The sequence below is a fragment of the Pseudomonas sp. QL9 genome, from assembly GCF_041409665.1.
Taxonomy (GTDB): domain Bacteria; phylum Pseudomonadota; class Gammaproteobacteria; order Pseudomonadales; family Pseudomonadaceae; genus Pseudomonas; species Pseudomonas knackmussii.
This window is the reverse complement of record NZ_CP166971.1, coordinates 5,046,357-5,071,497: the sequence shown is the minus strand read 5'-3', so window position 1 is coordinate 5,071,497 and position 25,141 is coordinate 5,046,357. Positions and strand designations below refer to the sequence as shown.

The 25,141-nt window shown below is 65.9% G+C and carries 18 protein-coding genes; 9 read left to right on the top strand and 9 right to left on the bottom strand.

The window, feature by feature from the left end; translation table 11 throughout:
- The first annotated feature begins 7 nt into the window (after nucleotides 1-7).
- The 4 genes from ACA097_RS23590 to ACA097_RS23575 all read left to right on the top strand — a co-directional run bounded on the left by ACA097_RS23590 (nucleotide 8) and on the right by ACA097_RS23575 (nucleotide 3,928).
- Entirely contained in the window at nucleotides 8-772 is a 765-nt protein-coding gene (locus tag ACA097_RS23590) for a CbtA family protein (protein ID WP_371366370.1), read from the top strand.
- A 132-nt stretch (nucleotides 773-904) separates the two neighbouring features.
- Complete coding sequence (locus ACA097_RS23585) at nucleotides 905-1,501, top strand: LemA family protein (RefSeq protein WP_371366368.1); 597 nt, start codon at nucleotides 905-907, stop codon at nucleotides 1,499-1,501.
- 15 nt (nucleotides 1,502-1,516) lie between these two features.
- The gene (locus tag ACA097_RS23580) at nucleotides 1,517-3,445 is read left to right on the top strand and encodes a M48 family metallopeptidase (RefSeq protein ID WP_371366366.1); all 1,929 of its coding nucleotides are present in this window, start codon (nucleotides 1,517-1,519) and stop codon (nucleotides 3,443-3,445) included.
- Nucleotides 3,446-3,553: 108 nt separating this feature from the next.
- Entirely contained in the window at nucleotides 3,554-3,928 is a 375-nt protein-coding gene (locus ACA097_RS23575) for a 5-carboxymethyl-2-hydroxymuconate Delta-isomerase (protein WP_371366364.1), read from the top strand.
- 60 nt (nucleotides 3,929-3,988) lie between these two features.
- Here ACA097_RS23575 and ACA097_RS23570 read toward each other — a convergent pair whose 3' ends face one another.
- The 3 genes from ACA097_RS23570 to ACA097_RS23560 form a co-directional block, all read right to left on the bottom strand.
- Entirely contained in the window at nucleotides 3,989-5,371 is a 1,383-nt protein-coding gene (locus tag ACA097_RS23570) for an amino acid permease (RefSeq protein WP_371366362.1), read from the bottom strand.
- A gap of 295 nt (nucleotides 5,372-5,666) precedes the next feature.
- On the bottom strand, nucleotides 5,667-6,350 hold the full coding sequence (locus ACA097_RS23565; protein WP_371366360.1) for a class I SAM-dependent methyltransferase: 684 nt from the start codon (nucleotides 6,348-6,350) through the stop codon (nucleotides 5,667-5,669).
- A gap of 549 nt (nucleotides 6,351-6,899) precedes the next feature.
- A complete protein-coding gene (locus ACA097_RS23560; protein WP_371366358.1) occupies nucleotides 6,900-7,130 on the bottom strand; it encodes a hypothetical protein in 231 nt (76 codons plus the stop codon).
- Nucleotides 7,131-7,335: 205 nt separating this feature from the next.
- Here ACA097_RS23560 and ACA097_RS23555 point away from each other — a divergent pair, with 205 nt between their 5' ends.
- Complete coding sequence (locus tag ACA097_RS23555; RefSeq protein ID WP_371366356.1) at nucleotides 7,336-10,455, top strand: transglycosylase domain-containing protein; 3,120 nt, start codon at nucleotides 7,336-7,338, stop codon at nucleotides 10,453-10,455.
- A gap of 191 nt (nucleotides 10,456-10,646) precedes the next feature.
- Here the strand turns inward: ACA097_RS23555 and ACA097_RS23550 are convergent, their stop codons facing one another.
- From ACA097_RS23550 to ACA097_RS23525, 6 genes are all read right to left on the bottom strand, one after another.
- Nucleotides 10,647-10,871, bottom strand: a complete 225-nt coding sequence (locus ACA097_RS23550; protein ID WP_371366354.1) for a VF530 family DNA-binding protein — start codon at nucleotides 10,869-10,871, stop codon at nucleotides 10,647-10,649.
- 124 nt (nucleotides 10,872-10,995) lie between these two features.
- Nucleotides 10,996-12,513 carry a sodium/proline symporter PutP gene (gene putP, locus ACA097_RS23545; RefSeq protein WP_371366352.1) on the bottom strand — a complete coding sequence of 506 codons (1,518 nt, stop codon included), beginning with the start codon at nucleotides 12,511-12,513 and terminating at the stop codon, nucleotides 10,996-10,998.
- A 674-nt stretch (nucleotides 12,514-13,187) separates the two neighbouring features.
- Nucleotides 13,188-13,964 (bottom strand): ABC transporter permease, encoded by a 777-nt coding sequence (locus ACA097_RS23540; protein ID WP_043253355.1) that lies wholly within the window; start codon nucleotides 13,962-13,964, stop codon nucleotides 13,188-13,190.
- The gene (locus ACA097_RS23535) at nucleotides 13,961-14,893 is read right to left on the bottom strand and encodes an ABC transporter ATP-binding protein (RefSeq protein ID WP_371366349.1); all 933 of its coding nucleotides are present in this window, start codon (nucleotides 14,891-14,893) and stop codon (nucleotides 13,961-13,963) included. The genes ACA097_RS23540 and ACA097_RS23535 overlap by 4 nt, the downstream gene beginning before the upstream one ends.
- Nucleotides 14,894-14,985: 92 nt before the next feature.
- On the bottom strand, nucleotides 14,986-15,606 hold the full coding sequence (locus ACA097_RS23530) for a glutathione S-transferase family protein (protein ID WP_160287632.1): 621 nt from the start codon (nucleotides 15,604-15,606) through the stop codon (nucleotides 14,986-14,988).
- Between the two features lie 114 nt (nucleotides 15,607-15,720).
- Nucleotides 15,721-16,392, bottom strand: a complete 672-nt coding sequence (locus tag ACA097_RS23525) for a transglutaminase family protein (protein WP_371366347.1) — start codon at nucleotides 16,390-16,392, stop codon at nucleotides 15,721-15,723.
- 144 nt (nucleotides 16,393-16,536) lie between these two features.
- Here ACA097_RS23525 and ACA097_RS23520 point away from each other — a divergent pair, with 144 nt between their 5' ends.
- The 4 genes from ACA097_RS23520 (at nucleotide 16,537) to ACA097_RS23505 (ending at nucleotide 24,956) form a co-directional block, all read left to right on the top strand.
- On the top strand, nucleotides 16,537-18,975 hold the full coding sequence (locus tag ACA097_RS23520; protein ID WP_371366345.1) for an acyl-CoA dehydrogenase: 2,439 nt from the start codon (nucleotides 16,537-16,539) through the stop codon (nucleotides 18,973-18,975).
- 156 nt (nucleotides 18,976-19,131) lie between these two features.
- On the top strand, nucleotides 19,132-19,530 hold the full coding sequence (locus ACA097_RS23515; protein WP_043253360.1) for a PA2816 family glutamine-rich protein: 399 nt from the start codon (nucleotides 19,132-19,134) through the stop codon (nucleotides 19,528-19,530).
- A gap of 76 nt (nucleotides 19,531-19,606) precedes the next feature.
- Nucleotides 19,607-20,017, top strand: a complete 411-nt coding sequence (locus ACA097_RS23510; protein WP_371366343.1) for a PA2817 family protein — start codon at nucleotides 19,607-19,609, stop codon at nucleotides 20,015-20,017.
- A 310-nt stretch (nucleotides 20,018-20,327) separates the two neighbouring features.
- Entirely contained in the window at nucleotides 20,328-24,956 is a 4,629-nt protein-coding gene (locus tag ACA097_RS23505) for a DUF5801 repeats-in-toxin domain-containing protein (protein ID WP_371366341.1), read from the top strand.
- The last annotated feature ends 185 nt before the right edge of the window (nucleotides 24,957-25,141 follow it).

The window sequence follows — 25,141 nt, the reverse complement described above, 5'->3', positions numbered from 1 at the left end:
CACCCACATGACTGGAAAACTCCTGCTGCGCGGGATGCTCGTCGGCATCCTGGCGGGCCTGCTCGCCTTCGGTTTCGCCCGGGTCTTCGGGGAGCCGGAAGTCGATCGCGCGATCGCCTTCGAGGAACAGCACGCGTCGATGCACGAGGTCGATGAAGCGGCCAACGGCGTCGCCGCCCACGACCATGACCACGAAGAAGAACTGGTCAGCCGCGAAGTGCAGGCCAGCTTCGGCCTGCTCACCGGCGTGGTGGTGTACAGCGCGTCCATGGGCGGTCTTTTCGCCCTGGTCTTCGCCTATGCCCTGGGCCGCGTCGGTCGCATCGGCCCACGCTCGCTCGGCGCGCTGCTGGCCCTGGCCGCCTTCGTCAGCCTGTACCTGGTGCCGAGCCTGAAGTACCCGGCCAATCCACCGTCGGTGGGCGATCCGGAAAGCATCCAGCGCCGCACCGCGTTGTTCTTCCTGATGATCGCCGTCTCCGTGGCCGCTGCCGCCATCGCGGTGAACTTCGCCCGCCGCCTGATCGCCCGGCACGGTGCCTGGAGCGGCTCGCTCGCCGGCGCGGTGCTGTACGTGCTGGTGTGCGCCGTCGCCGCCGGCCTGTTCCCGGCCGTGCGCGAAGTGCCGGCGGACTTCCCCGCCGACCTGCTCTGGCAGTTCCGCCTGGTTTCGCTGGGCATCCAGGCGATCCTCTGGAGCACCCTCGGGCTCGTCTTCGGCTGGTGGGTGGAGCGCAGCCTGGTCCGTCCGGGCCGCTACGCCCTGGCCTGAAACCTCTTCCCACACTCACGGGCCTCTTCGGAGGCCCTCTTTTTGCGTCCCTCGCCGTGTGATCCAGCCACTTCCCTGCGGCAGGCTTTTCGCTATCATCGGCGCCTCCACTGATCGCGATAAGGACGTCCCATGTCAGTCTCCTCCCTGGTAACCGTTGCCATCCTGGCCGCCCCGCTGTTTGGCGCGATCGGCGCCTACAACCGCCTGGTGAGCCTGCGCGCACGTTACAAGAACGCCTTCGCGCAGATCGAGGTGCAGCTCAAGCGCCGCTACGACCTGATTCCCAACCTGGTGGAAACCGCCAAGGCCTACCTCAAGCACGAGCGCGAAACCCTGGAAGCCGTGATCGCCGCGCGCAACGCCGCAGTGGCCGGGCTCAAGGCCGCCGCCGCGCACCCCGGCGAAGCTGCTGGCGTGGCGCAGCTGACCAGCGCCGAAGGCGCGCTGGGTGGCGCCCTGGGCCGGCTCAACGTGACCATGGAGGCCTACCCGGACCTCAAGGCCTCGCAGAACATGCAGCAGCTCACCGAGGAGCTGTCGAGCACTGAGAACAAGGTCGCCTTCGCCCGCCAGGCCTACAACGACGCGGTGATGGAGTACAACACCTACCGCCAGTCCTTCCCCGCCGTGCTGCTGGCGCCGACCTTCGGCCACAAGACCGACGCCGCCCTGCTCGAATTCGCCGACAGCAAGCAGATCCAGGACGCTCCCAAGGTCACCTTCTGACGACCGGAGCCGTCGATGAACTTCTTCCAGCACCAGGACCGCGCCCGCCGCCAGACCGGGCGCCTGGTCCTGCTCCTGGCCCTCGCCGTGACCTGCCTGGTGAGCATCACCACGCTGGTGCTCGGCTGGCTCTGGCGGCACATCGGCGAGCCGGGAACGCACTGGACCTCGCCGAACAACCTGTCCAACTTCGACCTCTACCTGGGCGTGGCCCTGGTGGTGGTGAGCGTCGTGGTGATCGCCGCGCTCTACAAGCAGAACCAGCTCAGCGCCGGCGGCCGCGCCGTGGCCGAGCGCCTGGGCGGCCGGCTGATCAGCCTCGACGCCAAGGGCCCGGACGAGCGCCGGGTGCTCAACGTGGTCGAGGAAATGGCCCTGGCATCGGGCACCCCGGTGCCGCCGGTGTACCTGCTCGATGACGAGGCCATCAACGCCTTCGCCGCCGGCCTCACGCCGCGCGATGCGGTGATCGGCATCACCCGCGGGGCCATCGACCTGCTCGACCGCGACGAGCTGCAGGGCGTGATCGCCCACGAGTTCAGCCACATCTATAACGGCGACATGCGCCTGAACACCCGCCTGGTGGCGCTGCTGCACGGTATCCTGGTGCTCGGGCTGATCGGCGAGACCGTCCTGCGCGGGCTCTGGGACAGCGACTCGGGTAGCGGCGCGCGGGTGCGCATCGGCAATCGCAGCAGCAGTTCAGGCAGCGATTCGGGTGGCGGTTCCGCCCTCGCCTTCATCCTGATGGCCGTTCTCGCCGGTGCCGCCCTCTGGGCGCTGGGCTCGATCGGCAGCTTCTTCGGCAACCTGATCAAGGCCGCCGTGAACCGCCAACGCGAATACCTCGCCGACGCCTCCGCCGTGCAGTTCACCCGCAACCCGGCCGGCATCGCCGGGGCGCTGAAGAAGATCGGCGGCCACGGTTCGCTGCTGGCCGCCCTGCACCGCGCCGAATTCAGCCACCTGTACTTCGGCGACGGCACGGGAGCCCACTGGTTCGGCTTCGACACCCACCCGCCGCTCAAGCAACGCATCCGCCGCATCGAGCCCAACTGGGACGGCCGCTACCCGAAGGTCGAGCCGCGCCTGGATACCCCGTTGCTCGACCGCGAAAGCTGGAATGCCGCGCTCAGCGGCTTTGCGCCGAGTGCAGCGCTGGCCTCGGTGGAAGCCATCGGCGAGCCCCGCGAAGAGCATCTGGAAGTCGCCCGCAGCACCCTGCACCAACTGGATGACCGTCTGCACAGCGCCGCCCGCACCATCGACGGCGCCCAGGCGCTGGTCTACGGCCTGCTGATGGACAGCGAGCCGGCGGCCCGCGACCAGCAGATGCAACTGATCAAGCAGCACCTGGACCTCGGCCCGGCCTTCCAGCTCGATCTTCTCGACGACGCCCTGCGCGCCCTCGATGCGGGCCAACGCCTGCCGCTGCTCGACCTCGCCATGCCGGCGCTGAAGCAGCTGGATACGCCGCAGTTCGAAACCCTGCGGCAGAACATGGCGCTGCTGATCAAGGCCGATGGCCGGGTGAAGCTGCTGGAGTGGACGTTGCTGCGCATCGTCGAGCGCAACCTGCGACCGGGCTCGGCGCGTATCGGCAACCTGCCGCTGGAGGACTTGCAGGAAGAAGCGGCGGTGCTGCTCAGCTTCCTCAGCGCCGTCGACGACGCCGGTGAACTGCACGCCGAACAGGCCTTCAGCGAAGCCTGGAGCGCACTGCCCTTCTCCCTGCGCCAACGCCCCGCGGCGGGCAAGTTGCGCGAGCTGGAAGTGGCGCTCCGGCGCCTGGTGCAACTGCGCCCGCTGCAGAAGCCGCAACTGCTCAAGGCCATGGCGCGCTGCATCGAATCCGACGGCCATATCAGCATCGCCGAGGCCGAGCTGCTGCGCGCAGTGGCCGACATCCTCGACTGCCCGATGCCGCCGCTGCTGGCGGCCTGATCGCCCCCTCGCGGACGCCGTCCGCGAGGGGTGGAATACGTAGTCACCCGCATATTCATCGCGCGGCTTCCCACCTAGGATGTCGGCTCCTCGAATAAGGATGCCGACATGCCGCACATCGCCATCGACTACACCGCCAACCTTGCTGGCGATCTCCAACCGCTCGGCCTTCCCCGGAAACTCCACGAAGCCGCCCTGGCCCTCGGCGTATTTCCCCTGAACGGCCTGCGCACCTTCGCCCGCGCCATCGACCACTACCACGTCGGCGCCGACACTTGCGACGAAGCCTTCATTCAGATCCAGGTCCGCATCGCCCCTGGGCGCCCCGAGGAGTTGCGCCAGCGCATCGTCGACACGCTGTTCGCCGCCGCTGAACGGACCCTCGCCACGCTCATCGACAAGCGCCCCGTCGGCCTGCAGTTGGAGATCACCGAGTTCGACCGCCGCCTGACCCGCATGGCCGGCAGCCTGCCGACGGCCTGAGCCGGCCGTGCAAAGAAAAAGGGCCTCCGAAGAGGCCCCTTTCATTCGCTCAACCGAGCATCAGGCGCGGCTGGCAACGCTGCCCTGCTCGCCTTTGGGAGCGAGGTTGAACGCGTAGTACAGCACCACCAGCAGGACCAGGAAGGCCGGGCCGATGTAGAGGGCGATGCGGGTGTCCTCGAAGAACGCCATCAGCGCCACCACCAGCACCAGGAAGGCCATGGCCAGGTAGGAGCTGAGCGGGTACAGCCACATCCTGAACTGCAGCTTGCCGGCTTCGGCCGGGCTCAGGCCGCGGCGGAACTTCAGCTGCGCCAGCAGGATCATGGCCCAGGTCCAGATCGCGCCGAAGGTGGCGATGGAGGTCACCCAGGTGAACACCTTTTCCGGCACCAGGTAGTTCAGCAGCACGCCGAACAGCAGGGCGACGATCGACAGGATCAACGCATTGCGCGGCACGCCGCCCTTGGAAGTCTTGGCGAAGACCGCCGGCGCCTGGCCGTGCTGGGCGAGGCTGTAGAGCATGCGCCCGGTGCTGAAGATGCCGCCGTTGCAGGACGACAGCGCGGCGGTGATCACCACAAAGTTGATGATGCCGGCGGCGGTCTTGATGCCCAGGCGCTCGAAGGTCATCACGAAGGGGCTGCCCTGGGTGCCGATCTCGTTCCATGGGTAGATCGACATGATCACGAAGAGCGCGCCGACGTAGAACAGCACGATGCGCCAGAACACCGAGTTGATCGCCCCGGGAATGGTCTTCTGTGGGTTCTTCGCTTCACCGGCGGTGAGGCCGATCATCTCCACGCCGAGGTAGGCGAACATCACCATCTGCAGCGACATCAGCACACCGCCGATGCCATGGGGCATGAAGCCGCCGTTGCTCCAAAGGTTGCTGATGCCGGTGGCGATACCGCCGTTGCCCAGGCCGAAGACGATCATGCCGCCGCCGACCAGGATCAGCGCGAGGATGGTGACGATCTTGATCAGGGCGAACCAGAACTCGAACTCGCCGAAGGCGCGCACCGCGATCAGGTTGATGGTGCCCATGCTCGCCAGGGCCGCCAGGGCCCAGATCCAGCGCGGCACCTCGGGGAACCAGATGCCCATGTAGATGGCCACCGCGGTGATTTCCGCGACGCAGGTCACCAGCCAGAGGAACCAGTAGTTCCAGCCGGTCAGGTAGCCGGCCAGCGGACCGAGATAATCCTGGGCGTAACGCGCGAAGGAGCCGGCTACCGGGTTGTGCACGGCCATCTCGCCGAGGGCGCGCATGATCACCAGGATGGCCAGGCCGCCGATGATGTAGGAGAGCATGATGGCCGGGCCGGCCATCTGGATGGCCTTCGCCGAACCGAGGAACAGGCCGACGCCGATGCAGGCGCCCAGCGCCATGAGTCGGATGTGCCGTTCGTTGAGATCCCGTTGCAGATCGTGGGACGACATGTTGAAGCAACCTCGTTTTGTTGTTGGTCGTATCAGCGGCGACTCGGAGGTGCGGTCGGGATGAGGAACGCCGGTCGAGGAAAAAAGCCGGCCGCCGCACCCGAAGGCGCGGAAGAGGATTCATTCATCGGGGTGTTCCAGGACTGCACGCCGGAAGAGGCTGCCCACCCTTGTGGGGCGGACGTGGGCATTGCGGGAGTTAGCCACTGAGGTCGGCGCGGAGTGTTGCACAGCTTCGCCGGGGCGTCTGCCCCTTTATGGTGCGACCAAGACCATCGACGTAGACACGTTGCGATCAGCCGCCCTGTGCCTCGACCGCCACCAGCAACAGCGAGCAGGCAAGGCCGGTATCGGGCAGGCGCGGCTCGCGCAACGCCTGCAAGGTCCAGCCGCCCGCATGCAGCGCCGCCAGCCACGACTCGAAGGTGCGGAAGTACCAGGGCATCGGCTCGGCGAACTCGTCGCCGAAGGCCGCGAAGGTCTCCAGGCGCCAGCCATCCGCATACGGCTCGTCGCCGCAGGCGGCCCAGGGATGCAAGGTCTGGATCAGCAGACGACCGCCCGGCGTGAGGTAGTTGTGCAGCGCTGTAAGCAATGGAAGCAGATCCTCCGCGAAGAGCGCGAAGTTGCACACCAGCGCATCGAACCGCCCAAGCCCGGCGCCCTCCTCACCCAGCAACTGCTCCTGCGAAAGCACCTCGTAGCGACCGCCACCACCCTGCCGCGCCAGCTCGATCAACGGCGCGGAAGCATCGATGCCGACCGACTCGCAACCCCGCTCCGCCAGCACCCGGCACAACCAGCCTTCGCCGCAGCCGATATCCAGCACCCGCCTGGGCGAGCCCTGCAGCACGGCCTCGACGATGGCGTCATCGGTGACCAGCCGCCGACTCTCGATGCGCTGCTCGCGGACAGCGCGGGCCCAGGCATCGGCGTTGCGTTGCCAGCTGCGTTGAATCTGGGCGGTTTTGTCTCCCATGGCGGGGCTCCGAATCGGTGAAAGTGACCGGGGCATTCTAGGTGGGACGTGCGGTTTTCGTACGGGCGCGCGGTGCGCGCCATTCGCGGATGAGATCCGCTCCTACAGGGAAAACACCGTGCCGTGCGGTTCGCGAGCAAGGACTAGGCGTCCCCTCGATCCTACGAAAAGCCGCAGCACTGCTCTTGCCTTGAAGACTTCCAGAGGACATTCCCGCGCACCGGGCCGCCCCTTACAGGAGGCCGAGCAAAGCCCACGCAGAGGAGGTCATGCGACATGGATGTCGCAAGAGCCGTCGTGAGTACAGGGACGTGCTCTCGACGGCGTGCCTCCGGGTGCGAGGGAATGTGCGAGGGAAGTCCGGCTCCGCCGGACCCGTATGTCGGGGCAAGACTTTTGCCTACTTTGTGTCGACTGACAAAGTAGGTCGCCCGAGGGGGCGAAACTAGAAACATCCGAATACACCGAAGCGACGCGCTACACCCAAACTAGACATTGGGTCCCCGCGTTCGCGTGGAAGACGAGGACGTGCAGGAGCGAGAACCGCACCTAGATCCCCTTCGGCACCGCCAACCCCTTGGTCGAAGGCCCAGTGTGCAGCGGTTGCCGACAGCCGGCATCGCTGAACGGCCCCGACAACTTCGACCAGCCGTCGCCTGGCGACGTCTGGCTGCAGGTCAGCTTCCCGTTGAGGCGACTCTGCCAGAGGTAGAACGGCATGGGTGCGGCCTGCGCCACCAGGCACGCCAGCAGGGTCGAGAGCAGCAACAACGGGCGCATCGGACAATTCCTGGTTCTTTGGTCAGGCATTCCTACCACTTGGCTGTAAGAAAGCAACGCATCTCGCAGAATTTTATACGCCTACTACGCTCAAACATTGTAGGAAGCCGCTGTCAGAGGGCTTACGCGGCATCGGGATGGATGCCGGTCATCACGTCGGCGGAGTCCACTTACTCAGGCTGGTAAAGCATGGGCAGGTCGTGAAATGGAGCATTCGGTGAGTTCCGGTCAACAGCAGTCTCAACCGGGCAGCCCGGAGCCCGGCTTTACCCCGAAAAAAAACCACCACCATCATCCCCACCGATTCCTTCTCCTGTTCCTGTTCGTCCTGCCGCTGCTCGCGGCCCTGGGCGCCGCCCTGCTCTATGAGGCGCGCACGTCCAAGCTGCAGGCACGCGAACTGGCGCGGCTGGCTGGGAACCTGACCTGGCAGGTCGCCGCCGGCGCCAGCGACCAGATCAACTACCCCACCGCCGGTCCCTTCGACCGCCGCCTGGGCTACCAGCAGCTGCCGCAGTTCCTGCAACGCCTGCACGACCGCAACTTCGTCACCCTCGACCAGGCGCGCTTCTCGCCGACGCTGATGCAGTACACCGGTTACGGCATGTTCCCGCCCTATGCGGAGAAGGCCCAGGCCGGCGTCGATATCAGCGACTGCCGCGGCCTGCCGATCTACAACTTCCGCTACCCGCAGCGGCTCTACGCCAGCTACGACGCGGTGGCGCCGATGATCGTCAACAGCTTGCTGTTCATCGAGAACCGCGACCTGCTCGACCCGCAGCGGCCCTACCTCAACCCGGCCATCGACTGGAGCCGCTTCACCCAGGCCGCCCTGGCCCAGGTTGGGCACTTGATCGGCCTGGGCAACCACGCTCCTGGCGGGAGCACCCTGGCCACGCAGATCGAGAAGTACCGCCATTCGGTGGACGGCCGCACCAACTCCATCCGCGACAAGCTACGGCAGATGGCCTCTGCCAGCGTGCGGGCCTACCAGGGCGGCGCGGAGAACCTGGCGGCACGGCGCAATGTGGTGCTCACCTACCTGAACTCGGTGCCGCTGTCGGCGCAGCCCGGCTATGGCGAGGTCAGCGGCCTGCCGGACGGCCTGTGGATCTGGTACGGCGCCGACTTCCAGGAGGTCAACCGCCTGCTCTCCGTGCCGGTCGGTGCTGCCAGCCTGGAAGCCCAGGGCAAGGCGCTGCGCCAGGTGGTCTCGCTGATGATCGCCCACCGCCGGCCTTCCTATTACCTCGCGCGTGGTCGCCAATCGCTGAACGTGCTGACCGACAGCCACCTGCGCGTGCTCGCCCAGGCCGGCATCATCACCCCGGCGCTGCGTGACGCCGCGCTGGACCAGCAACTGGCCTTCCGCGACCCGCAGAACGAGCCGACGGTACAGCCGCTGGAGCCGAACAAGGGCGTGACCCTGGCGCGCACCCGCCTGGCCGGGATGCTCGATGTGCCGCTGTACGACCTCGACCGCCTGGACATGACCTTCAGCACCACCCTGCAGGACGATCTGCAGAACAAGATCAGCGGCTACCTCAAGCACCTGGCCGACCCTGATTTCGCCGATTCCATCGGGCTGTTCGGCGAGCACCTGCTGTCCAAGGACAAGACTGCCGACGTGAACTACAGCTTCACCCTTTTCGAACGCACTCCCGACGGCAACCGCGTGCGCGTGCAGACCGACAACACCGACCAGCCCTTCGACATCAATGAAGGCAGCAAGCTGGAACTCGGCTCGACGGCCAAGCTGCGCGTGCTCTCCAATTACCTGGAAGTGGTCGCCGGCCTGTACCGCGACCTCAACGGCAAGCCCGCCGCCGAACTGCGCAAGGTGCCGGTAGAGCCTCTGGACGCCATCAGCCGCTGGTCCGTCGACTACCTGATCGCCAACCCGAAGAGCGACCTCTCGGCAATGCTTGCCGCCGCGCTGCAGCGCAAGTATTCCGCCAGCCCCTACGAGAGCTTCTTCACCGGCGGCGGCGTGCACACCTTCCACAACTTCCGCAAGGAGGACAACGGCCGCATCCCTACCCTGCTCGAAGCCCTGCGCGAGTCGATCAACCTGCCCTTCGTGCGCCTGCTGCGCGACCTGGTGCGCCACGACATGTACCAGAACGCCGGCGCCAAGGTGGCGCTGCTGCAGGACGACAAGGACCCGCGCCGGCAGGTCTATCTCGACCGTTTCGTCGACCACGAGAGCCAGGTCTACCTGCTGCGTTTCTGGCAGAAGTACCGCGGCAAGACTCCTGACGACCGCCTCGACACCTTCCTCGACGGCCTGCGCGCCTGGCCGGTGCGGCTGGCAGCAATCCACCGCTACCTGCAGCCGAACGCCGACGAGGCGACCTTCGCCGCCTTCGTCCAGGACCGTCTGAAACAGGGCCACTACGTCGGCGAGAAAGTCACCGACAAGCGCATGGACGACCTCTACAAACGCTACGGACCGGGCGCCTACGACCTCAACGACCAGGGCTACGTGGCCCGCGTGCACCCGCTGGAGCTGTGGCTGCTCGGCTTCCTGCAACGCCAGCCGCAGGCCACCTTCGCCGACGCCGTGGCGGCCAGCAATGCCGAGCGCCGGCAGGTCTACGGCTGGCTGTACAAGTCGCGCTACAAGGGTGCCCGCGACAAGCGCATCCGCATCATGCTGGAGGTCGAGGCCTTCCTCGACATCCACCAGCAGTGGAAACAGTTGGGCTATCCGTTCGATCACCTGGTGCCGTCGCTGGCCACCGCCCTGGGCAGCTCCGGGGACCGTCCGGCGGCGCTGGCCGAGTTGATGGGGATCATCCTCAACGACGGCATCCGCCTGCCGACCCTGCGCATCGACAACCTGCACTTCGCCGCCGGCACGCCCTACGAGGTGAGCCTGGCGCCGGAAGCCAACGTCGGTCGTCGGGTGATGACCTCGGAAGTCGCCAGCACCCTGCGCGAAGCGCTTTCGCAGGTGGTCGACCAGGGCACCGCGCGGCGCCTGTCCGGCAGCTACAAGCTGGCCGACGGCACCCCGGTGGTGATGGGCGGCAAGACCGGTACCGGCGACAACCGCTTCGAGACCTTCACCCGCGGCGGCGGCGTGAAGAGCTCGAAATCGCTGAACCGCACCGCGACCTTCGTGTTCTACCTCGGCCCGCGGCACTTCGGCACCCTCACCGCCTACGTGGCGGGCAGCGAGGCGAGCAACTTCAAGTTCACCTCGGCGCTGCCGGTGCAAGTGCTCAAGGGCATGGCGCCGATGCTGCAGAGCTACCTGGAGCCGAACATCGCCACCGGCTGTCGCACGCCGCAGGCCACCCTCAGGGTGAGCGGGCTGTAACCGTCGCTGTTAGCTGGGCCCCCGCGTTCGCGGGGGTGACGGGAGTGTTGTGTAGCTCCGGAAGCGCAGGGCTGACATTGTAGGAGCGGATCTCATCCGCGAAACTCCTCCCTGTAGGAGCGGGCCACGCCCGCGATTCGCGGACAAGGTCCGCTCCTACGGGGTGCTCCGCGCCCTCCCCTCGCGCGAATCTATTTCCTGCCCCGCGCCAGCTTCACGTAGAGCTTCTCCACCTGCTCGCGCGCCCAGGGCGTGCGGCGCAGGAAGGTCAGGCTGGACTTGATGCTCGGGTCGCTCTTGAAGCAGCGGATGTCCACCTGCTTCGCCAGGCCGTCCCAGCCGTAGGCCTGTACCAGGCGCTCGAGGATGGCCTGCAGGGTCATGCCGTGCAGCGGGTCTTTGGGTTTCTCGGTCATGGCGATGCCTTCGGCGGAAAATGCGCGGCACCTTAACCCAGGCGCGCGCCCGGCACTATGGCCGCGGACATGAAAAAAGCCGCTGCCCGCACAAGGCGGACAGCGGCTTTCGGTCAGCCGGCGATCAGCGCGCGGCGACGGGCGCGGCAGCCGGCAGATGAGCTTCGGCGTATTCCGCCTCGGCTTCGTCGAAGCGCTGCAGCATGGCCTTGGACGGAGCCTTGCCCAGCAGGCTGAAGACCACGATGGCGATGCTGGCGAACAGGAAGCCCGGGATGATCTCGTAGAGGCCGAGCCAGCCGAACTGCTTCCAGACGATCACGGTCAGCGCGCCGACCAGCATGCCGGCCAGGGCGCCGTTGCGGTTCATGCGCTTCCACAGCACGGAGAACAGCACCAGCGGGCCGAAGGCAGCGCCGAAGCCGGCCCAGGCGTAGGAAACCAGGCCGAGCACGCGGTTCTCCGGGTTGGCAGCCAGGGCGATGGCGATCAGCGCGACCAGCAGCACCATGCCACGGCCGACCCAGACCAGCTCGACCTGGCTGGCGTTCTTGCGCAGGAAGGCCTTGTAGAAGTCTTCGGTCAGCGCCGAGGAGCAGACCAGCAGCTGGCAGCTCAGGGTGCTCATCACGGCCGCGAGGATGGCGGACAGCAGCACGCCGGCGACCCACGGGTTGAAGAGGATCTTCGCCAGTTCGATGAACACGCGCTCATGGTTCTCGCCCACGGCGCCAGCCTGCTCCGGGTGCACCTGGAAGTAGGCGATGCCGAAGAAGCCCACGGCCACGGCACCGGCCAGGCAGAAGATCATCCAGGCCATGGAGATGCGGCGAGCGGCCGGGATCGACTTGACCGAATCGGCGGCCATGAAGCGCGCCAGGATGTGCGGCTGGCCGAAGTAGCCCAGGCCCCAGGCCATCAGCGAGATCACGCCGATGAAGGATGCGCCCTTGAGCATGTCGAAGTTGGCCGCGTCCTTCAGCTCGATGGCAGCGAAGGTCGGTTCGACGCCGCCGCTGGCGAACAGCACGATGATCGGAGTGAGGATCAGCGCGAAGATCATCAGCGAGGCCTGCACGGTGTCGGTCCAGCTCACCGCCAGGAAGCCACCGACGAAAGTGTAGGCGATGGTCGCGGCGGCACCGGCCCACAGGGCGGTCTCGTAGGACATGCCGAAGGTGCTTTCGAACAGGCGGGCACCGGCGACGATGCCGGAGGCGCAGTAGATGGTGAAGAACACCAGGATCACCACCGCGGAGAGCACGCGCAGCACGCGGCTGTCATCCTCGAAGCGGCTGGAGAAGTAGTCCGGGAGCGTCAGAGCGTTGCCATTGTGCTCGGTGTGCACGCGCAGGCGGCCGGCGACGAAAAGCCAGTTCAGGTAGGCGCCGGCGATCAGGCCGAGGGCGATCCAGCTCTCCGAGATACCGGACAGGAAGATGGCGCCCGGCAGGCCCATCAGCAGCCAGCCGCTCATGTCCGAGGCACCGGCCGAGAGCGCGGTGACGAAGCTGCCGAGGCTGCGGCCACCGAGGATGTAGTCGGAGAAGTTGTTGGTCGAACGATAGGCGGCGAGGCCGATCAGAACCATGGTCGCGATGTAGATCACGAAGGTGATCAGGGTTGGCGTGTTGACGCTCATGGGAACTCCCCTACAGCTTGTTTTTATCCAGACCCGGTGGGTAATCCGGGCCCTTGCTTGGCGGGCCGGCTGCGGATAGCAGCGGTCCGTGGGTTTCGTCCTGCGACGAAGCGGAACGCCAGGGGACCGCGCGCAAGGCCCCATCGATCTGCCGTTCCAGGCGGCCCCGTCGCGCCAGTGGCGGGCAGGATCCGTCATTCTTCCCGACGTCCCCCTCACCAGTCCTGGGGACGCCAGCATTCCTCTCCGGCACGCGGATGAGCGCCACCGAAAGGCGCGCATTCTAACGCATCGAGCCGTTCCTGCAGCCACGAGTCGCCGAATGGTTGCTCAAGGTGCAACCCGGTGTAAAGAGGAAGGCGGAATCTAGTGGCTGTTGGCCAGGGATTCTTGCGAAAAACTCTGAATTCCTTGCAGGAAACTCTGAATCCGGGCGCCACCGTTGCATTTTCGTACTTGGCGCAGACTCAGACGGCGCAGGGCTGGAGCGAAATCAGCCCCTTTCCGGACGAAAAGGTGCAACCTCCAAGCGTCAAAGGCTCGCTATCGACCGTCCATCGAGGTCGCGACCGGCAACCGAAAGAGAACGAAGGTGCAACCCATACCCCGGAAACGCGAAGGCCCCGGCTCCACTGGGGAACCGGGGCCTTCGTCGACCCGCAGGGCGAGAGCCCTTACTGGCGCATGCCACGCCCGCTGACCAGCAGGCGCACGCAGAACACGTAGAGCACCACGGTCGCCACCAGCATGAAGATCAGCGCGGTGCCGATCTGGATGTCGGAGACACCGAGAATGCCGTAACGGAAGGCGTTGACCATGTGCAGGATGGGGTTGGCCAGCGACACCGTCTGCCAGAACGCGGGCAGCAGGTGGATGGAGTAGAACACCCCGCCCAGGTAGGTCAGCGGCGTCAGCACGAAGGTCGGGATGATCGAGATGTCGTCGAAATTGCGCGCGAACACCGCGTTGACGAAGCCGCCCATGGAGAAGATGGTCGCGGTCAGCAGCACCACCAGCACGGTGATGCCCAGGTGATGGACCTGCAGGTCGGTGAAGAACAGCGACAGCACGGTGACGATCAGCCCCACCGCCAGGCCGCGCAGCACGCCGCCGACGATGTAGCCGGTGAGGATGGTGTGCGGCGACACCGGCGACACCAGCAGTTCCTCGATGTTGCGCTGGAACTTGCTGCCGAAGAAACTCGACACCACGTTGCCGTAGGAGTTGGTGATCACCGACATCATGATCAGCCCCGGCACTATGTACTGCATGTAGGTGAAGCCGCCCATGCCGCCGATCTGCCGGCCGATCAGGTTGCCGAAGATGACGAAGTACAGAACCATGGTGATCGCCGGCGGCAGCAGGGTCTGCGGCCAGATCCGCACGAAGCGGCGGACCTCGCGGTGGACGATGGTCTGCAGGGCGACCAGGTTGGCGCGCAGTTCGCTCATACCGCCACCTGCGACAGGTTCTTCTCGACCAGCGACACGAACAGCTCCTCAAGGCGATTGGTCTTGTTGCGCAGGCTCAGTACTTCGATGCCTTGCGCGCTGAGCGCAGCGAACAGGCCGTTGATGCCGGCCGCCTTGTCCACCTGCACTTCCAGGGTGTGGTCGTCCAGCAGCCGCGCCGGATAGCCCGGCAGTTGCGGCACCGCCGCCTGCGCACCCTTGAGGTCGAGGACGAAGGTCTCCACGTGCAGCTGGGTGAGCAGCTTGCGCATGCTGGTGTTCTCGACGATGGTGCCGTGGTCGATGATCGCGATGTTCCGGCAGAGCTGCTCGGCCTCCTCCAGGTAGTGCGTGGTGAGGATGATGCTGATGCCCTGCTGGTTCAGCTCGGTGAGGAAGTTCCACATCGAGCGGCGCAGTTCGATATCCACCCCGGCAGTGGGCTCGTCGAGGATCAACAGGCGCGGTTCGTGGATCAGCGCGCGGGCGATCATCAGCCGCCGCTTCATGCCGCCGGACAGCTCGCGCGACGGCGAGTTGTGCTTGTCCCACAGGCCGAGCTGGTTCAGGTACTTCTCCGCGCGTTCGCGGGCGATCTTCGCCGGAATGCCGTAGTAGCCGGCCTGGGTCACGACTATGTCGAAGACCTTCTCGAACTGGTTGAAGTTGAACTCCTGCGGCACCACGCCCAGGCAACGCTTGACCTTCAGCGGTTCGCGGTCGAGGTCGTGGCCGAACACGTTCACCGTGCCGCTGGTCTTGTTCACCAGGGTCGAGAGGATGCCGATGGTAGTGGACTTGCCGGCGCCATTGGGGCCGAGCAGAGCGAAGAAGTCACCTTCGGCGACGTCCAGATCGATGCCCTTGAGGGCCTGGAAACCGTTGCCGTAGGTCTTCGTCAATTGACGGATGGTAAGCGCGGAACTCATGGAATTTCCCGTGGCTGGGCAGCGCAGAAAATGGAACAGCTAGATAAGGGTCCGGGCCGGCAAATGCAACAACTTCCGGCGCCGCGGACGACTCAAGTCAATTCGGTCATCACCGCGCGCCGGTAGGCCGGGCGCTCGCGCAGGCGGGCATACCAGGCTTCGAGGTGCGGCAACGCGGGACGCTCGATGGGCATCTCGAACCAAGCGTAGATGAAGCAGCCCAGCGGAATGTCGCCCATACCGAATTGCGCACCGGAAAGGTAAGGCTGGCTGGCCAGCGCCTGCTCCGGCACGGCCAGTGCCTTGGCGCAGACGTCGATGGCGGCGGCGATGGCGGCCTCGTCGCGCTGTTCCGGCGGCGTGCGCAGGGTGCCCCAGAACACGGTACGGAAGGGGCCGGCCAGGGTCGAGGAGACCCAATCCATCCACTTGTCGGCACTGGCGCGCTGCTGCAAGTCATCGGGATAGAGGCTGCCCGGCGCATACTTGGCCGCCAGGTAGCGGACGATGGCGTTGGACTCCCAGAGCACGAAGCCGTCGTCTTCCAGGGTCGGCACCACGCCGTTGGGATTGAGCGCGCGATAGGCCGGCTCGTTCACCACGCCGAAGGCGCCGCCGGCATCGATACGTTCGTATGCAACGCCGGTTTCCTCGGCGCACCAGAGCGCCTTGCGCACGTTGGACGAGTTCTTCCGGCCCCAGATCTTCAGCATGGCGTTCAGCCTCTTCTTATATACGGCGGAGAGCGGCCGCGGCAGGGCGGCCGATGGATGCGTGCACCCTACCGGGCGGCGCAGCAAGAAGAAAGGCGCGCAAACTGATGATGACTATCGATGGCCTTCATGCTTCGGCGCTTCGGCCTGCATGTCGCCACTGAGCGGCGTGGCGCCGACCTCGAACAGGTGCGGGTAGCACAGGCGCAGGTGATCGAAGAACAGCGCCTCGGGAACATCGGCGAAAACGCCGTGCTCGCGCAGGTACTCCATGTGCCGCCGGCCGTCGCCGTCGAATTCGTGGAAGACGCTGTCCTCGCGCCCGTCGAACGCCAGCGGCTGCACACCGAACGCCTCGCACAGTGCAAGGTTGAAGGCCGGAGTCGCCTTGACCCAGCGACCGTCGAGGAACAACTCGGTGTAGCCGTGCATGGCGAACATGTCGCTGCGCAACATCTCCACCATGCGCCCGCTGGCCAGGTGGTTCTTCACGTCGGCCAGGCCGATGCGCGCGGGAATCCCGCAGTGCCGGGCGCAGGCCGCCAGCAGCGCGGCCTTGGGCACGCAATAGGTCTGCCCCGTCTGCAGCGCGTGACTGGCCTTGAGGGTTTGCGGATCGAGGCTGAACACGTAGGGGTTGTAACGGATGCCATCGCGCACCGCGTAGTACAGCGACACGGCCTGCTCGCGCGGATCGGTGGAGGCGCCGCGATGGCGTTCGGCGAACTCGATCACCGCCGGGTGGTCGCTATCCAGGTATTGGCCGGGTTCGAGGTATTCCTGCATGACTGCTCTCCCTGAGGCTATCGAGCCAGTCTATCCAGGCTGCCGCCGCCCGCGGCACGACGATCCGGCCAAGCTCACCGAGGTAGCCGCCATGCCCGGCTAAGCTCTGGTGACCGCTCTGCCGTCTCTCATGGAGGAAACCGCATGCTGTTGCTCTGGCTGATCGTACTCATCCTCGGCGTCGCCTGGCTGATCCATCGCCGGGTCTCGCCCGCCCCAGCGCTGGGCCTGGTGGCCGCCTACCTGATCTTCATGGGCCTGTTCAGCCACGCCCATGCCTGGATGCTGCTGCTCTGGCTGCCGTGGGTCGTAGTGGTAGCCACCCTGCTGCTGCCCGACGCGCGCCGCCAGTGGTTCAGCGGCCCGCTGTTCGCCTGGTTCAAGCGCGTGCTGCCGCCGATGTCCGAAACCGAGCGCGAGGCCATCGAAGCCGGCACCGTCTGGTGGGACGGCGACCTGTTCAGCGGCCGCCCGGACTGGAGCAAGCTGCTCGGCTGTCCGGCGCCGCAGCTGACCGACGAAGAGCAGGCCTTCATCGACGGTCCCACCGAGCAGCTCTGCGCCATGGTCAACGACTGGGACGTATCCCGGCGCATGGACCTGCCCGCCGAGGCCTGGGCGTTCATCAAGGAGCAGGGCTTCTTCGGCCTGATCGTGCCGAAGGAATACGGCGGCAAGGGCTTCTCCGCCTTCGCTCACTCACAGGTCGTAATGAAGCTGGCCAGCCGCAGCGGCGACCTGGCGTCCACCGTGATGGTGCCCAACTCCCTGGGGCCCGCCGAACTGCTGCTGCATTACGGCACCGACGAGCAACGCCAGCGCCACCTGCCGCGCCTGGCGCGTGGCGAGGAAATCCCCTGCTTCGCCCTGACCAGCCCGCAGGCCGGCTCCGACGCCGGCGGCATGACCGACATCGGCATCGTCTGCCGCGGCCAGTGGCAGGGCGAGGAAGTCCTCGGCCTGCGCCTGACCTGGGAGAAGCGCTACATCACCCTCGGCCCGGTGGCCACCCTGCTCGGCCTGGCCTTCAAATGCCATGACCCGGACCATCTGCTGGGCGACGAGGAAGACCTCGGCATCACCCTGGCGCTGGTCCCCACCGACACCCCCGGCGTCGAGATCGGCCGGCGCCATGTGCCGCTCGGCGCGGCCTTCATGAACGGACCCAATTCCGGCAAGGACGTCTTCGTGCCGCTGGACAGCATCATCGGCGGCCAGGACATGATCGGCAAAGGCTGGATGATGCTGATGAACTGCCTGTCGGTCGGCCGTTCCATCTCGCTGCCGGCGGTCGGCGTCGCAGCAGCCAAGGCCTGCAGCTACAGCAGCGGCCGCTACGCGCAGATCCGCGAGCAGTTCAACGTGCCCATCGGCGCCTTTGAAGGCATCCAGGAGGCCCTGGCGCGCATCGGCGGCAACGCCTGGATGATGGACAGCGCGCGCATCCTCACCGCCCACGCGGTGGACCTGGGCGAAAAGCCCTCGGTGCTCTCGGCGATACTCAAGTACCACCTCACCGAGCGCGGCCGCGACTGCCTGAAGCACGCCATGGACATCCACGGCGGCAAGGGCATCATCCTCGGCCCGCGCAACTACCTGGGCCGCGCCTGGCAGACCGCGCCCATCTTCATAACCGTGGAAGGCGCCAACATCCTTTCGCGCAACCTGATGATCTTCGGCCAGGGCGCCATCCGCTGCCATCCGTACGTGCTCCGGGAAATGGCCCTGGCGCAACGCGAGGACCAGGATCTCGCCGCCCGCGAGTTCGACCGCCTGCTGCTCAGGCACATCGGCTTCGCCGTCGGCAACGCCGCCAGCAGCCTGCTGCTCGGCCTTGGTCTGGGCAGCTTCGATCACGTCCCCGGCGACCGAGTCGCACGCCCCTACTTCCGCGCGGTGAACCGCCTGGCGGCGAGCTTCGCCATGCTCGCCGACTTCAGCATGATGCTGCTGGGCGGTGAACTGAAACGCCGCGAACGCCTCTCCGCACGCCTGGGCGATGCACTCAGCCACCTCTACCTGGGCTCGGCGGCACTCAAGCGCTACCACGACCTGAACCACGCCGAACACCTGCAACCCCTGCTGCGCTGGGCGATGGAAGAGAACCTGGCGAAAACCGAAGAGGCGCTGGCGGCGCTGCTGGAGAACTTCCCCAACCGCCTCGTCGCCTGCCTGCTGAAGCTCCTGGCGTTCCCGCTCGGGCGTCGCCACAAGGGACCGAGCGATGCGCTGGACGCCGAAGTCGCCGGCATCCTCGGACGCTCGCTGGACGATCCGAGCCTGCAGGCGATTCTCTTCGGCACCTTCCTGCCGCAAGCCGACGGGGAACCGCTGGTCGACCTGGAGCGCGCGCTCCTCGCCCTGCGCGAGACGGCGCCGCTGCATAAACAGCTGCACAAGGCGCTCAAGGACGGTCGCATCAAACCGGCCGCCGGCGAGTCGCCGATCACCGCCGCAATGGCCGCGGGCGTAATCGACGAAGAACAGGGCCAGCAGCTGCAGGAAGCCGAGCGGTTGCGGCGCCAGGTGATCGATGTCGACGACTTCGCCAAGGAGGAACTCGGCCGGCCCGGCCCGGTCTGATTCCGCAGACCCTTCCCCTACCCCAAGAAGGGAGCACCAACGCCAAGGGCGCCCACGCGGCGCCCTTGGCGTTTTCGCGCGGCGCTTCGTCCGCGATTACGCGCGCAGCTGCGAACGGGTGCACACTCAACGGAGTCATTCTGCGGGAGAGCATCCATGCGCACCGCCTTCCTATTCGCTTTCGGCCTGCTGTCACTGGTTTCGTCTGCGCAGGCCGACTCCTGGCTCTATCCCACCCGTCAGCACCCGCCGGCGCCGCCGATCATCGATCTCGACCCGCAGCAGCGGCAGACCCAGGAGCTGGAGCGCCAGGCCCAGCAACGCCGTCTGCAACAGCAGGACCAGCGCCTGCAGTACGAAGACCAGCGCCTGCAGATGAAGCAGCAGCAACTCGACCGCCAACGCCAGCAGCAGCGCCTGATGGACCAGAGCATCCAGCGCCAGCAGAGCGACCTCCAGCAATACCGCCTGCAGCAACAACAGCAGCAGCTCGACCTGCAACAACGGAACATCGACAACCGGCGCCGGCAGATCCAGTCGCAACCCGTCCGTTGAACGGCAGACAACGGCGCGCACGGCGAAACCCTATATACTCCGCGCCCGTTTTGTCGTAACCGCAGAGGACTTCTCCATGGCCAGCACCAACCTCGACCACCACCTTGCTTTGCTGCAGCACCTGCGCATGATCCTCGGCGCCCTGGGCGAAGCCGAGCAGGTCCCGGAAGAGAACCACGGCCTGTTCCTCGAGCGCTTCGACGAACTGCTGGTGGAACTGCCGCGCGACCCGGTCGGCGCCCAGTACCTCGGCCAGGACCTGATCAGCCAGACCTTCCACCGCTACCCGCAGATCGCCCACCTGGTGCCGCGCGACCTCCTGTGGTTCTTCGGCGGCGACTGCCTGCACTTCATGCCCGACGAAGAAATCGACATGTACCAGCAACTCGACGAGCGCCGCTTCGCCGCCGAGGAGAACGGCGAGGCCTTCGACTGGAACGCCGAGAAACAGCTGCTGGCCCTGCCCGAAGACACCCCCAAGCACTAAGCGGTAGTGGGCCCGCCCACTCGCGAAAGCTGCCTAATAAAGGAAAGAAAACGAAAATCCACCCGAGCTGGCGCAACGTCAGCTCGATGCGCGGGCGCCCCCGCCTTGTCCTCATGCGCAAACGCGATAACCGGTGGCGCTCGCTACCCGGATACCGCCCCTCCCCCTGCGAAGTAGGCTGAAACTCCCACCCTGCCTGGGAGTATCGGCCGATGCGCATCGCTTCCGCACGTATCAATAGTTATGCCACGTAGCAGAAAAAGGTCCGCTATCCGGCCTCCTTGGCTGGATAGCCTGGGAGGAATGCAGCATGAATATGCATCACAAGAAGCACCTGTACCTCGCGCATCACCTGGTCAATTTCCCCGCGTTCCATCTGTTACCCCTCTGCCAGGCGATCCGAACGGGCGACGACACGGGGCTCCTCCTCGCCAGCAGTCACTTCCCCCTGTACGCACCAAGCGTCTCCTCCGACCAGAGTGATTACGCCCCCGGTAGCACCGCGCTCTTCACCGCCAGCGGCATCGCCGCCGGCAGCACGGTGGAGTTCAAGGTGCAACACGCCGTAGGCGCCGGCGCGGATAACGTCTGGGGTACGCCCGACGATGTGCTCGGCAACAACAGCGGCGCCGGGCACGAAGCCTGGTCCGTGACCGACGGCGGGCCCGGCGATCTCGACGGCAAGGTCAACGGCAGCGTCACCACTTCGTGGTACGTGAACCCCGACGACTCGGCCGGAGCGACCTTCCTGCTCAGCGCGACGACTGCGGGCGCCGACGGTGCGTTCGGCAGTCCCGACGACGTAACGGCGACCGCGTCGTTCACGGACAACGGCAGTATCGTCACGGCGACCGGTGTGAACGTTTCGCTGGACGAAACGACCGGACTTCAGAACAGCACCGCGACACCAAGCCCCGCGGAAGATGCCAACGACAACGACATCCTGGTGACCTCCCTGCCCACGGCCTTCTCCGGCCGCCTGACCGGCCTTGGCGCAGGCACCCCGGCACGGGCGGCCTTGAGCGGCTACACCGGTGCCGTGGGCAACACGGGCAGCGATGCGTTCACCCTCACCCCCGCGCCAGGGGGAAACATTACCGATATCAGCTTCACCGACAGCCTCGGCGCGCCACTCAATGGCCTGGACAGCGGGCTGACGACCCTCGACGGCACCCACATCCTTCTCTACACGGATACCTCCGACAACAACATCCTCCTGGGCCGTGCGGGAAGCTCTAGCGGCGCAATCGTGTTCGCCGCCTACATCCAGGAAACCGGATCGCCACCCACCGGCGGCAAGATCTGGACCGTCGAATACCAGCCGCTGCAGCATCCGGACGCCAGCAACCCCGACGATGCCGTCAACCTGCTGAACAAGGTCTTCGTCGGTGCCAGTGAGGACCTGCAGTTCAGCCTGGCCAACGCGCCCTCCGGGCAGAACCTGTTCCTGATGTTCACCACCGGGACGCCGCACACCGAAACCGTCGGCGGTGTCGTGCGGATCACCGATCCGGCCATCATCGCCACCGGCAAGGACCCGGCCAACCAGTCGACCGGCGTCAACATCAACACTGGCGACACGATCAACACCAGCCAGGCGGGTGGCCCGACCACCTTCGGCACCAACAACCAGATGATCGTGGAACAGGAGGGCATCCGTTTCAGCTTCGTCACCGGCGCCCGGCAGGATGTGACCATTCCCAACCTCGACCAGAACGAAGCCGATGTGGAGGCCAACGTCGACTTCACCGCCGTCTTCAATGCGAAATCGGCCAGCTTCGACGTCGTCCAGCTGCAGAGCGGCAAGAGCGCTGTCGTAAGGGTCAGCGCATTCAGCACTGCGGCTGAATCGGGCGTGAATTTCATCGATGGATATGGGAATGACGCGTCGGTTGCCATCACCAATGTCCGGGTCATCAACAACGCCACCGGGCTGGTGATCGAGAACTCGGACGGCTCGGTGAACGACCCCAGCATCGCCATCACCTTTTCCGGCGGGGTTGCAACCATCACCGGCGTGAAGGCCGGCTACAAGATCGAATACACCACCACGGCGGATCACAACCGCGTGCTGGTCGAGAACGGCGCGGCAGTCGACGCCAAGGGCAATAACCACGCCGACTTCGACATCGGTGGCTTCAAGCTGATCCAGGTCTCTACCACGACCGCCGAAATCGGCTCGAAGATGATCTTCGAAGACGACGGGCCGCACATCAGTACTACGGGTGTCGAACCCACGCTGACGGTGGACGAGACGAACCTGGCCACCGACGCCACGCAGAACTTCGCGGCCAACTTCAGCTCCGGCTATGGCGCCGACGGTGCTGGCACCGTGACCTATGCCCTGGGCGTGGTCGCCGGAGCCTCGGGGCTGGTAGATACGGCAACCGGCGAAGCGGTCAACCTGTCGGTCAACGGCGGCGTAGTGGAAGGCCGCACGGCCACCACCAACCTGCTGGTGTTCACCGTCAGCGTCGCCGCTAATGGCGATGTCACCCTCGACCAGCTGCGCGCTGTGGTCCACCCCGACGCAACCAACCCCGATGATTCGAAGACCCTCACCTCGGATGACCTGGTGACGCTGACGGCGACCATCACCGACAAGGACGGCGATACCGCCCAGGCCACGCTGAACATCGGCCAGAACCTGATCTTCAAGGACGACGGCCCGCACATCAGCACCACCGGCGTCGAGCCCACGCTGACGGTCGACGAAACCGACCTGACCACCGACGCCACGCAGAACTTCGCGGCCAACTTCAGCTCCGGCTATGGCGCCGACGGCGCCGGCACACTGACCTATGCCTTGGGCGTGGTCACGGGCGCGTCCGGGCTGGTCGATACGGCCACCGGCGAAGCAGTGAACCTGTCCATCAACGGTGGCGTAGTCGAAGGCCGTACCGCTACCACCAACCTGCTGGTGTTCACCGTCAGCGTCGCTGCCAACGGTGACGTCACCCTCGACCAGCTCCGCGCCATCGTGCACCCCGACGCGACCAACCCCGATGACTCGAAGACCCTGAGTGCGGACAACCTGGTGACGCTGACGGCGACCATCACCGACAAGGACGGCGACACGGCCCAGGCCACGCTGAACATCGGCCAGAACCTGATCTTCAAGGATGACGGCCCGCACATCAGCACCACCGGCGTCGAACCGACGCTGACGGTCGACGAAACCGACCTGACGACCGACGCCACGCAGAACTTCGCGGCCAACTTCAGCTCGGGCTACGGCGCTGACGGCGCCGGCACCCTGACCTATGCCCTGGGCGTGATCGCAGGCGCCTCCGGACTGGTCGACTCGGCCACGGGCGAGGCGGTCAACCTGTCGGTCAACGGCGGCGTGGTCGAAGGCCGCACCGCCACCACCCACCTGTTGGTGTTCACCGTCAGCGTGGCCGCCAACGGTGATGTCACCCTCGACCAGCTGCGCGCCATCATGCACCCCGACGCGACCAACCCCGACGACTCGAAGACCCTGAGCGCGGACAACCTGGTCACCCTGACGGCGACAGTCACCGACAAGGACGGCGACAGCGCCCAAGCCACCCTCAACATCGGCCAGAACCTGATCTTCAAGGATGACGGCCCGGCGCTCGGATTCTGCAACCTGGTCGGGACCGGCAGCATCCTTCCGCAGATCGGTTTCTGGAGCATGTCGGCTGGAGCCGACGGCCTGGGTGCCGCCGGCCTGGATATCTCGCTGGTGAACAACCAGTTCACCCTCGTCAGGCCCGACAACACCACCACGACCGGGACCGGCACGCTCACCGAGGACTCGCCCTCGCCGGACGGCAACGGCGCGTACCATTTCTCCGGAACCTTGACCGGTGACTTCGATAACAACGCCGCAACGGCGAACACCACCGTCCACTTCACGCTGACCGCCAATGCCGATGGCACCTATGCCCTGGACCTGGTGGAAGGCTTCAAGTCGACGCTCGTCCTCAGCAGTGCCGACGGCTCGCTCGATGCCGGTGGCCCGGACCCGGTGCGCACGCTGACGATCGGCACGGAAAGCGTCGTCTTCTTCGCCGCGGACCCGCTGGCGCCGCAGACCGGCCCGAACAGCATCCTCACCGGCGTCGGCGTCGGGGCGTCCGACCCGACCGAAGCCCAACTGCAGACCAACCCGCTGCCGTCGTACATCGGCACCGCGGCGATGAACGTCAGCACATCCGGCATCGGCATCGCCAACAACAACCTGGAGGGCAACAACACGGCGGGCATCAATGCCGGTGACGAGAGCTTCGTCGTCAATCCGCAGACCTTGCTGACGGCCATGAAGGTCTTCATCGACAACTCGCTGCAGGGGTACAACCCCGCCACGGAAGAGCTGTACTACACGATCTACTACGAAGACGGCACGACTTCGGGCGCGCCGAAGAAAGTGCTTGCCGGTGACCTGCATGCGGAGTCCGGAGGACAGCAGTCCTTCCTCGTCGAGTGGGATGGCACGCACAAGATCGACGCGGTGCAGCTCACGATGGGCAAGGGCGCGGTCAAGATCCCGACGATCGAGTTCATCCACGAGACCGAGAGCCTCGCCAGCGATATCCAACTGGCATTCAACGCCACGGTAACCGACAAGGACGGTGACCAGGCGACGAGCAGCTTCAGCGCCAACCTCGCGGCCAACGAGGCGGCCGGCTCGCTCTTCGACTTCACACTCGCCGGTACGACCGGCGTGCGGGACTCCTTCAACGTCGATCTGTCGGTTGCCGAGAACAAGTACCAGGTCACCGGTTTCGATGCGGGCCCAGGCCAGCACGACACCCTGGTGCTCAACGGTGACCAGAATGCCGTCGTCCAATCGATCGACAACTCCGGCGCCAACAGCATCGTGACTGTCCACGAGTCCGGCGGGCAGAACACGATCATTACGCTGGTCGGGGTCGACGTGCAGAACAGCGACATAGTCTTCGGCTCGGCCTGAAACATCGAGCGCGTGAATCGATGCGAGGGTGGTGTGGAAACCACCCTCGCATTGTTTTTTGCAGATCCAATCGAGCGCTGCGCATTCGCAACCAGCCAACTGGGCTGCCTCCCCTTCAACCGTTCGCGCCAACTTCGAGCATGGGCAGCCCCGAGCGCCGGGGGCACTCATTCAGAAACGGAATA

Excerpts from the sequence above, each read along its gene's own strand:
- ACA097_RS23590 (WP_371366370.1), top strand. The coding sequence starts at position 8 with ATGACTGGAAAACTCCTGCTGCGCGGGATGCTCGTCGGCATCCTGGCG.
- ACA097_RS23535 (WP_371366349.1), bottom strand. The coding sequence starts at position 14,893 with ATGAGTTCCGCGCTTACCATCCGTCAATTGACGAAGACCTACGGCAAC.
- ACA097_RS23575 (WP_371366364.1), top strand. The coding sequence starts at position 3,554 with ATGCCGCACATCGCCATCGACTACACCGCCAACCTTGCTGGCGATCTC.
- ACA097_RS23530 (WP_160287632.1), bottom strand. The coding sequence starts at position 15,606 with ATGCTGAAGATCTGGGGCCGGAAGAACTCGTCCAACGTGCGCAAGGCG.
- ACA097_RS23570 (WP_371366362.1), bottom strand. The coding sequence starts at position 5,371 with ATGTCGTCCCACGATCTGCAACGGGATCTCAACGAACGGCACATCCGA.
- ACA097_RS23555 (WP_371366356.1), top strand. The coding sequence starts at position 7,336 with ATGGAGCATTCGGTGAGTTCCGGTCAACAGCAGTCTCAACCGGGCAGC.
- ACA097_RS23565 (WP_371366360.1), bottom strand. The coding sequence starts at position 6,350 with ATGGGAGACAAAACCGCCCAGATTCAACGCAGCTGGCAACGCAACGCC.
- ACA097_RS23515 (WP_043253360.1), top strand. The coding sequence starts at position 19,132 with ATGCGCACCGCCTTCCTATTCGCTTTCGGCCTGCTGTCACTGGTTTCG.
- ACA097_RS23520 (WP_371366345.1), top strand. The coding sequence starts at position 16,537 with ATGCTGTTGCTCTGGCTGATCGTACTCATCCTCGGCGTCGCCTGGCTG.
- ACA097_RS23510 (WP_371366343.1), top strand. The coding sequence starts at position 19,607 with ATGGCCAGCACCAACCTCGACCACCACCTTGCTTTGCTGCAGCACCTG.
- ACA097_RS23505 (WP_371366341.1), top strand. The coding sequence starts at position 20,328 with ATGAATATGCATCACAAGAAGCACCTGTACCTCGCGCATCACCTGGTC.
- ACA097_RS23560 (WP_371366358.1), bottom strand. The coding sequence starts at position 7,130 with ATGCGCCCGTTGTTGCTGCTCTCGACCCTGCTGGCGTGCCTGGTGGCG.
- ACA097_RS23580 (WP_371366366.1), top strand. The coding sequence starts at position 1,517 with ATGAACTTCTTCCAGCACCAGGACCGCGCCCGCCGCCAGACCGGGCGC.
- ACA097_RS23550 (WP_371366354.1), bottom strand. The coding sequence starts at position 10,871 with ATGACCGAGAAACCCAAAGACCCGCTGCACGGCATGACCCTGCAGGCC.
- ACA097_RS23525 (WP_371366347.1), bottom strand. The coding sequence starts at position 16,392 with ATGCAGGAATACCTCGAACCCGGCCAATACCTGGATAGCGACCACCCG.
- putP (WP_371366352.1), bottom strand. The coding sequence starts at position 12,513 with ATGAGCGTCAACACGCCAACCCTGATCACCTTCGTGATCTACATCGCG.
- ACA097_RS23585 (WP_371366368.1), top strand. The coding sequence starts at position 905 with ATGTCAGTCTCCTCCCTGGTAACCGTTGCCATCCTGGCCGCCCCGCTG.
- ACA097_RS23540 (WP_043253355.1), bottom strand. The coding sequence starts at position 13,964 with ATGAGCGAACTGCGCGCCAACCTGGTCGCCCTGCAGACCATCGTCCAC.